The sequence below is a fragment of the Rosistilla carotiformis genome (assembly GCF_007753095.1).
Classification (GTDB): Bacteria; Planctomycetota; Planctomycetia; order Pirellulales; family Pirellulaceae; genus Rosistilla; species Rosistilla carotiformis.
This window is the reverse complement of the sequence record NZ_CP036348.1, coordinates 1,663,305-1,677,977: the sequence shown is the minus strand read 5'-3', so window position 1 is coordinate 1,677,977 and position 14,673 is coordinate 1,663,305. Positions and strand designations below refer to the sequence as shown.

The following is a 14,673-nucleotide window of genomic DNA, read 5'->3' as shown; positions in this document are numbered from 1 at the left end:
GGTATTCCATCGTCGGGTGTCAATCTGAACCAATTGCACCGGTCGATTCAGTGGCGTGGCTCGCATTGTTGCAAGCACTCGGACGATGGCGATACGAAAAGCACCGTTTCACTTGGTCGCTGCGAATGGAATCGCGGAGTTCTCCATGATTGTTGGTTTGAAATTTTCCTCAACGCTTACGCTGCTGATCGCATTGTGTCTCAGCGGGTCATGGGCGTTTGCCCAGCCACCGGGGGTTGAGCCATCGGACGTCGAATTGCCTTCCGAACCGACGGCGATGATTGCCAATGTCGATGGCGTACCAATTCTGCTGCGCGATGTTGCCGAGACCGTCGACAACAATATTCAACAGATCATTGCCAGTTCGGGACGGCAACCAAGCCCCGAAGAACTGAAGATGGCTCGGACCGCGCTGATCCGTCGCGAGCTGCGGAAAGAGATCCAAGGCAAGATGATGTACCGCGCGTTTGTGCGGAAGATGACCGGCACTCAGCCCCAGGACAAACGGGCGGAGATGGAACTGTCGATCACCAGCAACGTCCGCAAAATGTTCTACGAACAACAAGTGCCTAAATTGCTGGAACAGTACCAACTGGAAACCGTCTCCGACGCCGACGCCGAATTACGGAAGCATGGTTCGTCGCTAGAACAACAAGAACGTCGATTTGTTGAAAGCATTCTCGGCCAGGAATTCATCCGCGGCGAAATGGAAAAGGATCCCGAGATCCCATTGCCCGACATGAAGTTCTATTACGAACAGAACACTGAAAAATTCAGCCGCAATGCGCGGGCCCGCTGGGAACAACTGACCGCTCTGTTCTCGCGATTTGAAACCAAACAAGAAGCCCGCGACGCGATCATCCGCATGGGCAACGAAGCCTACTACGGCGGTAATGTCCAAGCCGTGGCCAAGCGGTTGTCGCAAGAACCATTGGCCGACGAAACCAGCGGCCTACACGACTGGACCAACAAGGGCAGCCTCGCATCGGACGTCCTCGACCAACAGATCTTCAGCCTGCCGGTCAACAAACTGAGCCAGATCATCGAGGACGACAACGGATTCCACATCATTCGCGTGTTGGAACGTGAGGAGGCGGGGATGCTTTCGTTCGCCGATGCCCAAGAAGAGATCCGCAAGATCCTTAAAGACAACATGCAACAAGAGCAGCAAAAAAATCTAATCACCGACTTGGAACGCAAAATCCCCGTCTGGACGATCTTTCCCGAAGACGTTCCAAAATCGAAGCCGCTGGAAAACGCCGCCGTTGCATCGGCCACGACCCAATCGTTGCGTTAAGTTGCTCCTTCCAATCCAGGGCTCCTTCAACTTTCGAGTTCGATGCAGGGCTCCTGCTGCGGAGCATCTGGCCTCTACACATCGATTCACCTGATTTCCTGATATAACAATCACCGGCATTCAAATTGCGCGGCGATGCAAACGGGGAATCACGGTGAGCGAGCAGAAAAGCAAACGAAGACGCAACGCGATCATTGTGTTGGTCGCGATCGGGTTCGCGGGTTTCCTGATTCCCTGCGCGGGAATCTTGACATGGAGAGCGGGCTCCAAGGCGAAGCTGGAAAAACAGCTCGACCGCATACGAGCCAACGGCCAACCGACAAATGCGGCCGAATTGTCGAAGCATTACGTCCTTCCAGCCGGCGCCGAAGATGCGACGCAGCTGTGGATCGACGCCTGCACGCCGTTGGATACCAAACAATTTAGTACTGCAGCCAGCGACCTGCCGATTGTTGGTGCCAATGGCCCCAGCGAAATCCCGCCGCCGGGAACGCCGTGGAAAGAGCAGGCCGCAGTGCAGCAACTGTTGAACACGTACGCCGAATCGATGCAGTTGATGCATCAGGCGACAGCGATGGGCGGCTATGCCCGGTTCGATCACGATTTCACGCAAGGTATCGCACTGCTGCTGCCCCACGTGCAAAGCCTCCGCAGCGGAGCGAGGATGCTTGAACTGGAAGCCCATGTGAACGCCCACCAGGGTGACTCTGCGGCGTGTCTCCAATCACTCGAAGCGATGTTCACGATCGGCCGCGCTGTCGAAAACGATCCGGTCCTGGTCTCGCAATTGGTGATGATCGCCATGGACGGCATGGCGGTCCGAACGACCGTCGAACTGCTACCGCATCTCCGGTGGAACGATTCCCAGCTGCAGCGTCTGCAAGAATTAACGCGGCGAACGAATTATCTCGCGACGGTTCGCAACAGCATCCTGGGCCAACAGGTATTAGGGAGACTGGCCTTCGACAACCCAGCATTGATGGACGAAGAGATTACGCAGCTTCCAGGGCTTCCGCTATTTGGGAACGAAGATCAATCGCTGTATCTCGAGCTGATGGGAGATTTCATCGAAGGGACGCAGGTCTCGTGGGTAGAGAGTTTCCGAGCAGCTGATTCGGCTCAAACAAAACTGACGGAGGCCACCCAAAGTCCACTCAACCGGATTCGATACATGCTGACAACGTTAGTCTTCCCCGCCATAGACGCTGTCATCACCGCAGGGGCGCGAGCCGATTCTTATGCCAAGCTGGCCGATGTGCTGATCGCGGCCCAGCGCTACAAGCTCGCGAAATCCGAGTACCCTCAAACGATTGAAGAACTGGTCCCCGCCTACCTGCCCAGCGTACCGATCGATCCGCACGATAACGCTCCGGTTCGTTACGCTCTGCGAGACGGTTACCCGATCGCCTGGTGCGTTGGTGTCGACATGGTCGACGACGGCGGAATCGGTGGCGACAACGCGGAACCGGACGTCGCATTGACGCTCAATCCTGAGAAAGAGGATTGATGGGATGCGCTCGGTCGGCTGAAGCCTTGACTCCAACGCGGTTGTTAGACTTCGATCCAGTCCATGAATGGTTGCTGGTCAACGTTTCGGCCGCTGACGACTAGCACGATGTCTCCTTCGCCGTCGGGAGAGAACTGGCCGGTCAGTAGCGCCGCGGTCGCCGCCGCGCCGGACGGTTCGGTCCGCAGGCCGTGCTTGTCATATAACCATCGCATCGCTTGCCGCGTTTGCAGATCGGCGACGGTCACCGACGACGCGACATGCTGTCGCAAGATCGGCCAGTTATGTTCGCCGACATCGTACGATAGCAATCCATCGCAAATACTGCTGGGCCGCTCGACGCGCACCCGCTCTCCGGCGGCCAACGATTGGCGGAAGTCGTCCGCCCCCTCGGGTTCGACGCCGATGATGCTTGCCTGCGGGAAACCGTCGGCGATCGCCAGGGCATGGCCCGCCATCAAGCCGCCGCCACTGACCTGGCAAACAAAATGGGAAACGCCGCGCTGCTGTCGCTTCAGTTCTTCGACGATCTGCAACCCGCCGACGCCATTGCCAGCAATCACATGCGGATCGTCGTACGGCGACGCTTGGACGCACTGCCGCTGTTGAACGATCTCCCGCGTCAACCGATCGCGATCGCCAGTCTCGTGGTCGCGAGAGATATCATAGGTATGGACCTCCGCACCAAACGATTTGGTCAGATTGAACTTCACCTGCGGCGCGGTGTCGGGCATCACGATCACGACTTGCTTTTGATAGCGCATGCCGGCGAAAGAGATTCCCGAAGCGAAGTTGCCCGACGAATGAGCGGCGACCGGACGATCGCCGATCGCTTCCAGATGATTCGCCATCCAGTTGAGCGCCCCGAGCAGCTTGAACGATCCGACCGGCGTCCAACCGTAATCCTTCAGCCAAACGCGGCGACTGGGCGGCAACGCCAGCTCCTTTTCCAACGCATAAGACCGCACCAAAGGAGCGGGACTGATGTGCTGGTCGATCACTTTTTGAGCTTTTCGAACGTCGTCGATGGTCGCAATGGGGATCGTCATGATAGCTAAAACACAGCTCTCGAGGATGAAGGCGGGGCTCGCAGGGCGGGAAAGCACCCCGGATCATACCATCCACAAACGTTCTTGTCCCGTGGGCTTTTCTAGGTTTCACGAGATGGCTAATGTTGCGGTATGACAACCACTGACATCATCATCAAAGGGGCTCGAGAGCACAATTTGCAAGGCGTCGACCTTGTGTTGCCTCGAGGAGAACTCATCTGTTTCACCGGCGTTTCGGGCAGCGGCAAAAGCTCGCTCGCCTTCGATACGCTCTACGCCGAGGGGCAGCGACGTTACGTCGAAAGCCTCTCGTCGTATGCGCGCCAATTCATGGGGCAAATGCCCAAGCCAGACGTCGATCTGATCAGCGGGCTTTCGCCGTCGATCTCGATCAGCCAGAAGTCGGCGGGCAACAACCCGCGTTCGACCGTCGGTACGATCACCGAGATCTACGATTTCCTGCGCGTCCTGTACGCGCGGATCGGCACCGGGTATTGCCCTAGCTGCAACACCGAGATCAGTGCGCAAACCCGCGAACAGATCCTGGGTCGGTTGATGCAATTGCCCAGCGATTCGATGTTGCTGCTGTTGGCTCCATTGATCCGCGGCCAAAAGGGTGAATTCAAAGACCTGTTCGAAGACCTTCGCAAGCAAGGTTATGCGCGGGCTCGCGTCGACGGCCGTTTGATCCAATTGGCCGAACCGCCAAGCCTGGACCGCCAGCGCCGACACAACGTCGAACTGGTGATCGATCGACTGCCAGCGGGCGAACGCGAGCGAGGCCGATTGGCCGAAGCGATCGACGCGGCGATGAAACTTGGCGACGACAGCATCATCGCTTGGCTTGTCGACGAAGCGGACAAGAGCGACTGGGAAGCTTCGCCCGACGACTTCGAAGCCTCCGACGAAATCGACAACGAAGCGGACGAGGATCTCGACGACGAAGCTGAGCTCGACGACGAAGACTCCCCCGTCGAATTGCCTCTTGCCGCAGCCGCAGGGGACGACGACGATGCGCCGCTGCCGCCGCAGATTTCCGCCGGACGCGATGTCTTGTTTTCGGCAAAGTATTCGTGTGGTTCGTGCGGCAAGAGTTTCCGATCGCCGACGCCGCAGATGTTTTCGTTCAACAGCCCTCAAGGGATGTGCGAATCGTGCGACGGGCTGGGAACGCTGTACACCTTCGTACCCGATCTGTTGATCCCCGAACCTCGGAAGAGCGTCAAAAAGGGATGCTTCGAATTGGTCGGCGACTGGAAAGCGATGGGCCGCTACAAGCGTCACATCTACCAGGGCGTCGCCGAATCGATCGAACGGCAGATGGAACTGCCCCCCGACACCATGCTGCTGACCCCATGGTGCGAACTCGATCCGAAACTGCAGCACCTGTGGCTGTGGGGAACCGGCGACCTGCACGTCACCTACACCTGGCGAGGCGGGGCGAGCCCAGTCAAATACGGCGGCACGTTTGCGGGAATCATTCCCGAGCTGTTGGAGAAATACAAAGAGACGACAGCCAAGACCAAGCTGACGCAGTTCGAAACGTACATGGACACGATGGTCTGTCCGGAGTGCAACGGCAAGCGATTGAATTCGCAAGCCGGTGCGGTTCGGATCGCGACCGACCATCCCGACTTTATGGAAAAGTCGTCCCTCTCGCTGCCCGAGCTTTGCGACCTGCCGGTCTCCGAAACCGCCAAGTTCTTAGGTTATCTGCAGCTGGACGAATTGAAGCAGATGATCGCGGGCGAAGCGGTCAAAGAGATCCGCACGCGGTTGGGCTTCCTGTTGGGCGTCGGACTCGAATACCTGACCCTCAACCGCACCGCGCCAACCCTCTCCGGTGGTGAATCGCAACGGATTCGCTTGGCGGGCCAAATCGGCAGCGGCTTGGTCGGCGTACTCTACATCTTGGATGAGCCATCGATTGGTCTGCACCCGCGCGATAACGATCGCCTGATCGAAACGCTGCTGCGGCTGCGCGACGCGGGGAACACGCTGGTCGTCGTCGAGCACGATGAAGACACGATGCGCGCCGCCGACCGGATCATCGACTTCGGCCCTGGCCCCGGTGTCAACGGCGGTTATGTCGTCGCTCAGGGTAAGTTGGAAGATCTTGCCAAAGCGAAGAAGAGCATCACCGGCCAATTCCTGGCAGGTATCGAAACGATTCCGACGCCCGAGCACCGCCGCGAACCGAACGAGCGTTGGTTGCGGTTATTGGGTGCGCGGCACAACAATCTGAAGAACATCAACGTCGACTTCCCCGTCGGCTTGTTCATCTGCGTGACGGGCGTTTCGGGTAGCGGTAAGAGTTCGATGGTCAACGGGATCCTCGAACCGACGCTGCGGCGATTCCTCAACGGCGCCGAATGCGAAGGGGGAGAACACGATGAGATCACCGGTCTGGAGCATCTGGACAAAGTCATCGCGATCGACCAATCGGCGATCGGCCGCACCCCGCGCAGCAACCCGGCGACCTACGTCAAGGTCTTCGATGAGATCCGCAAACTGTTCGCTCAATTGCCCGAAGCCAAGAAGCGGGGCTACACGCCCGGTCGCTTTAGTTTCAACGTTTCCGGCGGTCGCTGCGAAGCGTGCGACGGCAACGGGGCGACGCGATTGGACATGGACTTCCTGGCCGATGTCTGGGTCACCTGCCCGGTCTGCGAAGGGGCTCGCTTCAACCGCGAAACGCTCAGCGTTCGTTTCAAGGACCATTCGATCTCCGACGTCTTGAACCTGGACGTTTCAGCCGCTTACGCGTTGTTCGAAAACATTCCCAAGGTGGCGGAAAAACTGAAGACGCTGATCGATGTCGGTTTGGAATATTTGAAGCTCGGCCAGCCTTCGCCGACCCTTTCCGGTGGCGAGGCGCAACGGATCAAGCTGTCGCGCGAACTTTCGAAAAAATCGACCGGCAGCACGATGTACGTCTTGGACGAACCAACCACCGGTTTGCACTTCGCCGACATCCGGATGCTGCTGGGCGTCTTGGACAGCTTGGTCCAACGGGGCAACACCGTCTTGGTGATCGAACACAATCTGGACGTCATCAAGACGGCCGACTGGATTATCGACATCGGTCCCGAAGGGGGTGCTGGTGGCGGTACCGTGGTCGCGGCGGGAACGCCCGAAGAGGTCGCTCAGAACCAGATTTCGTATACCAGCCGCGCGATGCGGAAGTTCATGTACGGCGAAGTCGATGCGGACGCCAAAGAGAAATCGCTTAGCGAATTGACCAATGGCGCGACCGACCAACGCCGTGGCGAAGCCACATTCATCGAGGTCGAAGGGGCGCAACAGCACAACCTCAAATCGGTCAATGCGATGGTTCCGCGCGATAAGATGAGCGTCTTTTGCGGCCCTAGCGGCAGCGGCAAGTCGTCCCTGGCGATGGACACGATCTACGCCGAGGGACAGCGTCGGTATGTCGAAAGCCTGTCGTCGTACGCACGTCAATTTATCGGCCAGATGCAAAAACCGATCGTCGAACGGATCGAAGGCCTATCGCCCGCGGTCGCGCTGGAACAAAAGAACATGGGGCACTCCCCGCGTTCGACCGTCGGCACGGTGACCGAAGTCTACGATTACCTGCGGATCCTGATGGCTCGGCTGGGCAAGATGTTCTGCCCCGATTGCAGCAAGCCAGTCGGCACGCAAACGCCCGACCAAATCACCGACAAGGTGCTGCAATTAGAAGAGGGAACCAAGGCGTATCTGTTAGCCCCGATCGAGATCAGCGGCAACGAAGATCCCAAGGAACACTTCGCCAAGCTGCAAGAGAACGGATTCCAACGGATCCGGATCGACGGCACCACAAGTGCAATCCAAGACGCCCCCACGATCGACATGCGGACCAATCATAAGATCGAATTGGTCGTCGACCGCGTCTCGATCAGCGAGAAGACCCGCGGCCGGCTCGCCGAATCGATCGAATTGGCGCTCGGAATCGGCGGCGGAATCATGGACCTTGCGATCGTTGACGAAGATCGCCCCGAACTGCAATGGAAGGTCTTCCGGCACAGCCAACACTTGGCCTGCGAGTGTTGCGGCCGCAGCTTCGAACCGCTGACTCCGCATCACTTCAGCTTCAACAGCGCCGCCGGTTATTGCCGCCGCTGCGAAGGACTGGGGACTCAACATGGCACTAACCCCGACGCGCTGTTGCGCGATCGCCGGCTGTCGTTGATGGAAGGTGCCGTCTTCTTGTGGCCAAAACTGCAACGCAGCATCGCGCGTCAAATGATGGCCGCTTTGGGACGTCACGTCGGGATTCCAATCGATCGCCCGATCGACGACCTGACGCTTCGCGAACGCAACCTGATCTTTCACGGTACCGGCGACGAATGGATCGCTGTGCGTGAATCGGATCGCGAAGTTGCCGACACGATCTACAACGCCAAACGCAAACGACCCACTGCCGAAGCGGAAGCGGAAGCGGACGCAGGAACCGACACTCGCGGCGACCGATTGGAGGAAGCGCTTAACAGCGGTGCGTCCAAGGGCGTACTGTTCAAGTTCCGCTTCAAAGGTCTTTATCCCTCGCTGGAATTGGCGTCGAAGTTGTCGCCGACCCTGCGAGCGAAGCTGGAAAAATTCACCGCCGAAATCGATTGCTCCGAGTGTGGCGGAACGCGTCTTCGCGACGACGCATCGGCTGTCCGGTTCCGCGACCTGACGATTGGCGACATCGTCCACATGCCGCTATCGCGACTGGGCGAGACGGTCAAAACCTGGAAGCTCGACCCGCGTGAGAAGAAGATCGCCGGCGAGATTATTCGCGAGGTCCGATCGCGAATCCAGTTCCTGTTGGATGTTGGTCTGGATTACTTGAGCATTGGTCGTGGAGCGTCGACACTCTCCGGTGGCGAAGCTCAACGTATTCGACTGGCCGGCCAATTGGGCAGCGGTCTGTGCGGCGTACTGTACGTCTTGGACGAACCGACGATCGGTCTGCACCCACGCGACAACCACCGCCTGTTGTCGGCGATGCATCGATTGCGGGACCTTGGCAACACGTTGTTAGTTGTCGAGCACGACAAGGACGTGATCGCTGGCGCCGACCACATCTTCGACTTCGGTCCCAAGGCGGGGCGGAACGGTGGCCAAGTGGTCGCGGATGGCAGTCCCGAACAGATCGGCCAATCGCCGACATCGGTCACCGGCCCGTATATCTCCGATACCAAAGCGATTCCGATCCCTTCGAATCGGCGGATGATCAAGGCTCCCGAAAGCGAGACGTCAGCCGCGAAGCCGGTGAAGAAGAAGAGCACCAAGCGTCCCGAGACGATGGCCGAACGCAAATTGGCTCGCAAAGCCGATTATGCCCCGACGCACTATCCACCGCTGGGCCAATGGATCACGATCCGCGACGCCCGCGAGAACAACCTGCGCGGCATCGATGTTCACATCCCGCTGGGAACGTTCACCGCCGTGACCGGCCCGTCGGGAAGTGGTAAGAGTTCGTTGATCGATGACATCCTGTATCCCGCGCTGGCCCGCAAGCTGCATCGTTCGGGCGTGCGTCCGGGACGTTACGGCAAGCTGGACGGAATCGGTTTGATCGACAAAGTGATCCGCGTCGACCAGAGCCCGCTTGGCAACACGCCCAGCAGCAACCCGGCGACGTACACCGGCGCGTTTGATCTGATCCGTAATCTGTACACGCAGGTTCCCGAAGCGAAGACTCGCGGCTACACGGCGCGTCAGTTCAGCTTCAACGTCCCCGGCGGTCGCTGCGAAGTCTGCGAGGGGACCGGTGGACGGAAGATCGAAATGCACTTCCTGCCCGACGTCTGGGTGCCGTGCGAGGAATGTGGCGGTTCGCGTTACACGCCTGAAACGTTGGAAGTGAAGTTCCACGGCAATTCGATCAGCGATGTCTTGAACATGTCGATCGGCGACGCCGTCGGGCTGTTTGAGAACCAACCGAAGATCACGCGGATCCTGCAAATGATCTGCGACGTCGGACTCGATTACGTCACCCTCGGCCAAAGTGCACCAACGCTCTCCGGTGGTGAAGCCCAGCGGATTAAACTGGCTGCCGAATTGGCCCGTCCCGACACCGGGCGGACGTTGTATCTGTTGGACGAACCGACGACCGGTTTGCACTTCGACGACATCGCCAAACTGCTGAACGTTCTGCAGCGTCTGGTCGACGTCGGCAATACCGTGCTGGTGATCGAACACAACCTGGACATCATCAAAGCTGCCGACTGGATCTTGGACATCGGTCCCGAAGCGGGAGCCGAAGGGGGCCAGTTGGTCTTCGCCGGAACGCCCGAACAGCTGAGCGAATACGCTGTCGCGGGGAAAAAGTCGCGAGCCAAAACGAAACCGCTGCGCAGCTATACCGGTGAGTTCTTGGCGCCGGTGATCGAAGCGGGCCCCTACGAACATCGTGACGAATTCGATCCGCACGCCGCGGCGTTGGAACAGTTCGAGCGCGAGCAGGCCGCTCCCGTGATCGGCGAAGGGGCGAAGATGCCCTGGGAAGAAGATGGCCGCAAATGGCACACGACCGAACTGGTCGACAACGCCGGCGATCCCGTCTCGTGGGAAGAGAAGATGGTGCTTCCGATCGTCCAACGGATGGAAGAGGCCGACTGCTTCGAACCGATCAACTTCAACCACCGCAACATCGTCGAAGTCAAAGGCCCGATCGCTAGCCGGCCCTGGTTCATGCACTTGTTCACCTCCGAATCGTGGTGGATGAAGCTGAAGCTGCGTGTTCCCAAGGGGACGTTTAACAAAGACGATCTGCCGCGACGGCTGCCGCTGCCGACGCTGAACCAAATGGAAGACATTCCGGCCTACAGCAACGAACCGCGGGTGCGCGTCCACACCGATCCGAAGTTCCAAGAGATCGAGATCCGATTCGTCAAGTTTGAAGAGATGGATCGTCCCGAGTTCTGGCACTTCTTGGACGAAGCGATCGCTGCGTATGCCAAGGTCTTTGTCCACGAAACGCGGACCAAGCCGCAGATCAGCCGCCCCAGCTGGCGCGGGCCTGAGGATGGACCATCGAAGGTCGAAGTCGCTCGAACGCGGCAGGCCGCGCTGCAAGCCGAAAAGGAAGTCGAAGAGAAGCTCGATGCGATGAGCCCGTGGCGCGTCCTGGGTCGCAAATGGCACACGCTCGAAAAAGGTTTCCCCGAAGGCGAAAAGCCCGACTGGCCGTTGGAATTAGTCGACAAATTGCTCGATAAAATCATCGCCTTTGCCGGCGAGGAGAGCGTTGAATTTGGTTCGCCCGAAAAGATCAACGTCCGCCCCGCGGGACAAAATCACTCCTGGTGCGAGATCGAAACCAAAGATCCAATGAATCTGCGGATCACGGTCGACGGACCGCATCAAGCAATCGATTGCGTCGCGTTGGGTAAACTGGGGATTAAGCCGCCCGCCCGAACCAAGGGGGACATCAAAGTCACCTTTGAGTTCTGGAACGACGAAAAGTTGAATGCTGAACCGTTCGACAAATTCCTCAAGAACCACTGGGACAAAACGGTCGGCAGCTAGCGGCGGTCGATCGATATCGCCCGCGACCGAGGACCGGCCGATTGCTCACTTAAAAAAGGTAGTGCGATGGCTTCCGAGAACCGAAACCGGGCGACGACCTACCGGCACACCCAGCACGCGCCGCTGTGCTGGGGATTGTATTTGTTATGCATTCCGCTCGGGTTGGCCGCCTGGCTGACCCGCGAGATGCCGGTGCTGCAGTGGCTGTTCCCCATCGTCAGCCTGGCGATGCTGTGGCTCGCCGCTTCGTTTCATCATTTGACTGTCGAAGATGAAGGGGACCGGGTTTCGATCCGCTTCGGCCCGCTGCCGACCTTTCGCCGATCGGTCCGATACGACCAAATCGTCAACGCCCAGATCGGCCGGACGACGGTGATGGATGGCTGGGGAATCCACTTCAGTCCCCGCGGGGGCTGGGTCTGGAATCTGTGGGGACGGCAATGCGTTGTGATTCAGATGCGGCGAGGGACGCTGCGAGTCGGTAGCGACGACGCCGAGCGATTGGCGGATTTCTTGCAGTCGCGATGCGGAGTGAACGGAGGCAGGTGAGCCATCTCGCTCTATTTGCGAGCATTGCAGTTTACTTGGCGATGCCGGCGAATTGGGGTCCTGCCCGGAGGTTGAATTCTGTTAACCTCCGTACACCATTTTTTCCCTCACCGGATTGCAATTGCACGGATGCTGTTGTCACCACGCTACCGGAGTCTCATCGTCAGCCTCGGCTGTCTGATCGGGGCGATCGGCTGCGCGGGGAAACGATCGGCGAAAGACTTGGGAAATATCTACGATTCGCTTGCCCAAGCCCCCGATTACGAACGCAATCCCGTGATCGTGATCCCTGGAATTTTGGGCTCGCGGTTGGTCGAAGCGGAGTCGCGACGCGTCGTTTGGGGAACGATCGATTCTCGGTCGACGAACCCGAACGATCCCGAGATCGCTGCTTTGCTAGCATCTCCGATGGTCGAAGGGGCTCCGCTCGCATCGCTCCGCGACAACGTCGTTTCCGACGGACCGTTGGACCGGTTGAAGATCCGCTTTCTCGGAATCCCGATTCAAGTCAACGCTTACGAAGACATTCTCGTCACGTTGGGTGTGGGTGGGTATCGCGATCCGTCGCGCGAGGAAGTCCAATACGCCGACGATCACTACAACTGCTTCCAGTTCGATTTCGATTGGCGACGCGACATCACCGAAAGCGTGGTGCTGTTGCACGAATTCATCCAACAACAAGCGGCGATCTCGCAAGAGAACTCAAAGCGTCGCTTCGGCATCGACAACCCCGACATCAAATTCGACATCGTCGCCCACTCGATGGGCAGCTTGGTGTTGCGATACTACCTGCGATACGGAACGCAACCGTTGCCGGAGGATGGGTCGCTGCCAGAGCTTACGTGGGAGGGAGCCAAATACGTGGAGCGGGCGATCATGATCGCACCGCCCAACCAAGGCTCGACGCTCACGCTCAAGGAGCTGCTGGCCGGCAGCAAGTTCTCCTCCTTCCTGCCGATCTATCCACCCGCGGTCTTGGGAACGATGCCGGCGGTCTACCAGTTGTTGCCGCGAACGCGAACCGGGTTGGTTGTACAAAAGCAAGATCCCAGCAAGACGATCGATCTGTTTGATCCGACGGTTTGGGAAGAATTGGAATGGGGCCTAACCGCGCCCGACCAAGACGAATTGCTGCAAGCGATGTTGCCCGACGCACCCGACCGCGAGACGCGAGTGCGTATCGCCAACGAACACCGCCGCAAGTGCCTGATCCGCGCCAAGAAATTGCACGCGGCGTTGGATCTTCCGGCGACGCCTCCCCCCGGATTGCAGCTGCATCTGTTTGCCGGCAGCTCAGAACCAACGGTCGAGAAGATGGTGGTCGACATGGATACCGGCGATTTTGAATTCCCCTACATGGCCGCCGGCGATGGGACCGTCACCCGGACCAGCGCGATCATGGTGGAAGAACTGCCGGGTCAGCAACCGGTCCCGCGGATCTACCCGATCGCTTGGAACAGCAAGACGTTTATCCCGAGCGACCACCTGGGACTGACTCGTCATCCGATCTTCGTCGACAACGTCCTCTCGCTGCTTTTGGAGTCGCGCGACGCGGCCGATCTGGCTGCGATCCGATCGGCATACGCTATCCAGTCGATGCGACAAGCCGACGCGCCGCCGCCGCTGGAAGAGCTGCCCCTGATCCGCTAGCGACGCATTGCCCCCTGGGACGCGCCGAACCGGACGATTACAATCGGGAAAAAGTTAGCACAGGCTACAAATTGTCTCCTTTTGGGAATCGCAGGGAATGAAGTTCGATCGAATTCTTGGATCGTGGATGCTGCTGATCGTTGCGATCGTTGGTTGCGATCGGTCGACCGAAACGGCGACGCCGACGCGGCGCGATCCATCGCGTCCGATTCGCGTGCTGACGACGACCGGAATGGTCGCCGATCTCGCCCGAAATGTCGGCGGCGATCAGGTCGAGGTCGTGCAACTGTTGGGGCCGGGAACCGACCCACACCTCTACAAACCGACCCGCGATGATGTGCAATCGATCCTTGGGTCCGATGTCGTCTTCTACAGCGGGCTGATGCTGGAAGGGAAAATGGGAGACACCCTGGTCCGCGCCGGAAGCAGCAAGCCGGTCTGGGCGGTCACCGAAGCGATCGATAAATCGTACCTGTTGGAACCCGAAGACGCTCAAGGGCACTTCGATCCGCACGTCTGGAACGACATCCAGGCCTGGAGCCAATGCATCGAAGTGGTCCGCAAAGGGTTGACCGAATTCGATCCCGAACACGCAGACACCTTCCAGGTCAACGCGGTGGAATACAAGCAGCAGCTGAGCGAACTGCACGACTACGGGCTGCGGAGCATGCAGACGATCCCGGAAGAGAACCGCATCCTGGTCACCTCGCACGATGCGTTCAACTACTTTGGCAGAGCTTATGATCTGCAGGTGTTAGGGGTCCAAGGGCTGTCGACTGAGTCGGAGGCGGGGCTGCAACGGATCAATGGGCTCGTCGATCTGTTGATCGAAAAGAAGGTCCAGGCGGTCTTTGTCGAAAGCAGCGTACCGCGAAAAAACATCGAAGCTTTGGTCAACGGCGCCGCATCGCGCGGCCAAGAGGTTAAGATTGGTGGCGAACTGTTCTCCGATGCGATGGGAACCGCGGGCAGCTACGAAGGAACCTATGTCGGGATGATGGATCACAATATCACGCGCGTGGTGCGTGCTTTGGGGGGCGATGCCCCGGAGCGCGGTCTGAATGGAAAGCTCAGCGAATGATCGCCGGCGACGGCGACTA

7 protein-coding genes are annotated in these 14,673 nt (G+C 58.8%); 6 read left to right on the top strand and 1 reads right to left on the bottom strand.

Features of this window, described 5'->3' with window-relative positions; all coding sequences use genetic code 11:
- The first annotated feature begins 85 nt into the window (after window positions 1-85).
- Complete coding sequence (locus Poly24_RS06200) at window positions 86-1,297, top strand: peptidylprolyl isomerase (RefSeq protein WP_145092008.1); 1,212 nt, start codon at window positions 86-88, stop codon at window positions 1,295-1,297.
- Window positions 1,298-1,451: 154 nt separating this feature from the next.
- Window positions 1,452-2,804, top strand: coding sequence for a hypothetical protein (locus Poly24_RS06195; RefSeq protein WP_145092004.1), 1,353 nt, complete (start codon window positions 1,452-1,454; stop codon window positions 2,802-2,804).
- 44 nt (window positions 2,805-2,848) lie between these two features.
- Here Poly24_RS06195 and Poly24_RS06190 read toward each other — a convergent pair whose 3' ends face one another.
- Window positions 2,849-3,853 (bottom strand): threonine ammonia-lyase, encoded by a 1,005-nt coding sequence (locus Poly24_RS06190; protein ID WP_145092001.1) that lies wholly within the window; start codon window positions 3,851-3,853, stop codon window positions 2,849-2,851.
- Window positions 3,854-3,985: 132 nt separating this feature from the next.
- On the opposite strand from Poly24_RS06190, the gene uvrA reads away from it, so the two are divergent.
- The 4 genes from uvrA (at window position 3,986) to Poly24_RS06170 (ending at window position 14,654) form a co-directional block, all read left to right on the top strand.
- Window positions 3,986-11,374: an excinuclease ABC subunit UvrA gene (gene uvrA / locus Poly24_RS06185; protein ID WP_145091998.1), complete on the top strand. Its 7,389-nt coding sequence runs from the start codon at window positions 3,986-3,988 to the stop codon at window positions 11,372-11,374.
- A 66-nt stretch (window positions 11,375-11,440) separates the two neighbouring features.
- A complete protein-coding gene (locus Poly24_RS06180) occupies window positions 11,441-11,923 on the top strand; it encodes a hypothetical protein (protein WP_145091994.1) in 483 nt (160 codons plus the stop codon).
- A gap of 129 nt (window positions 11,924-12,052) precedes the next feature.
- Window positions 12,053-13,573 carry a lipase family alpha/beta hydrolase gene (locus Poly24_RS06175; protein ID WP_145091991.1) on the top strand — a complete coding sequence of 507 codons (1,521 nt, stop codon included), beginning with the start codon at window positions 12,053-12,055 and terminating at the stop codon, window positions 13,571-13,573.
- A 97-nt stretch (window positions 13,574-13,670) separates the two neighbouring features.
- Window positions 13,671-14,654, top strand: a complete 984-nt coding sequence (locus Poly24_RS06170; protein ID WP_231753491.1) for a metal ABC transporter solute-binding protein, Zn/Mn family — start codon at window positions 13,671-13,673, stop codon at window positions 14,652-14,654.
- Window positions 14,655-14,673 lie beyond the last annotated feature (19 nt).

Excerpts from the sequence above, each read along its gene's own strand:
- Poly24_RS06200 (WP_145092008.1), top strand. The coding sequence starts at position 86 with ATGGCGATACGAAAAGCACCGTTTCACTTGGTCGCTGCGAATGGAATC.
- Poly24_RS06190 (WP_145092001.1), bottom strand. The coding sequence starts at position 3,853 with ATGACGATCCCCATTGCGACCATCGACGACGTTCGAAAAGCTCAAAAA.
- uvrA (WP_145091998.1), top strand. The coding sequence starts at position 3,986 with ATGACAACCACTGACATCATCATCAAAGGGGCTCGAGAGCACAATTTG.
- Poly24_RS06180 (WP_145091994.1), top strand. The coding sequence starts at position 11,441 with ATGGCTTCCGAGAACCGAAACCGGGCGACGACCTACCGGCACACCCAG.
- Poly24_RS06175 (WP_145091991.1), top strand. The coding sequence starts at position 12,053 with ATGCTGTTGTCACCACGCTACCGGAGTCTCATCGTCAGCCTCGGCTGT.
- Poly24_RS06170 (WP_231753491.1), top strand. The coding sequence starts at position 13,671 with ATGAAGTTCGATCGAATTCTTGGATCGTGGATGCTGCTGATCGTTGCG.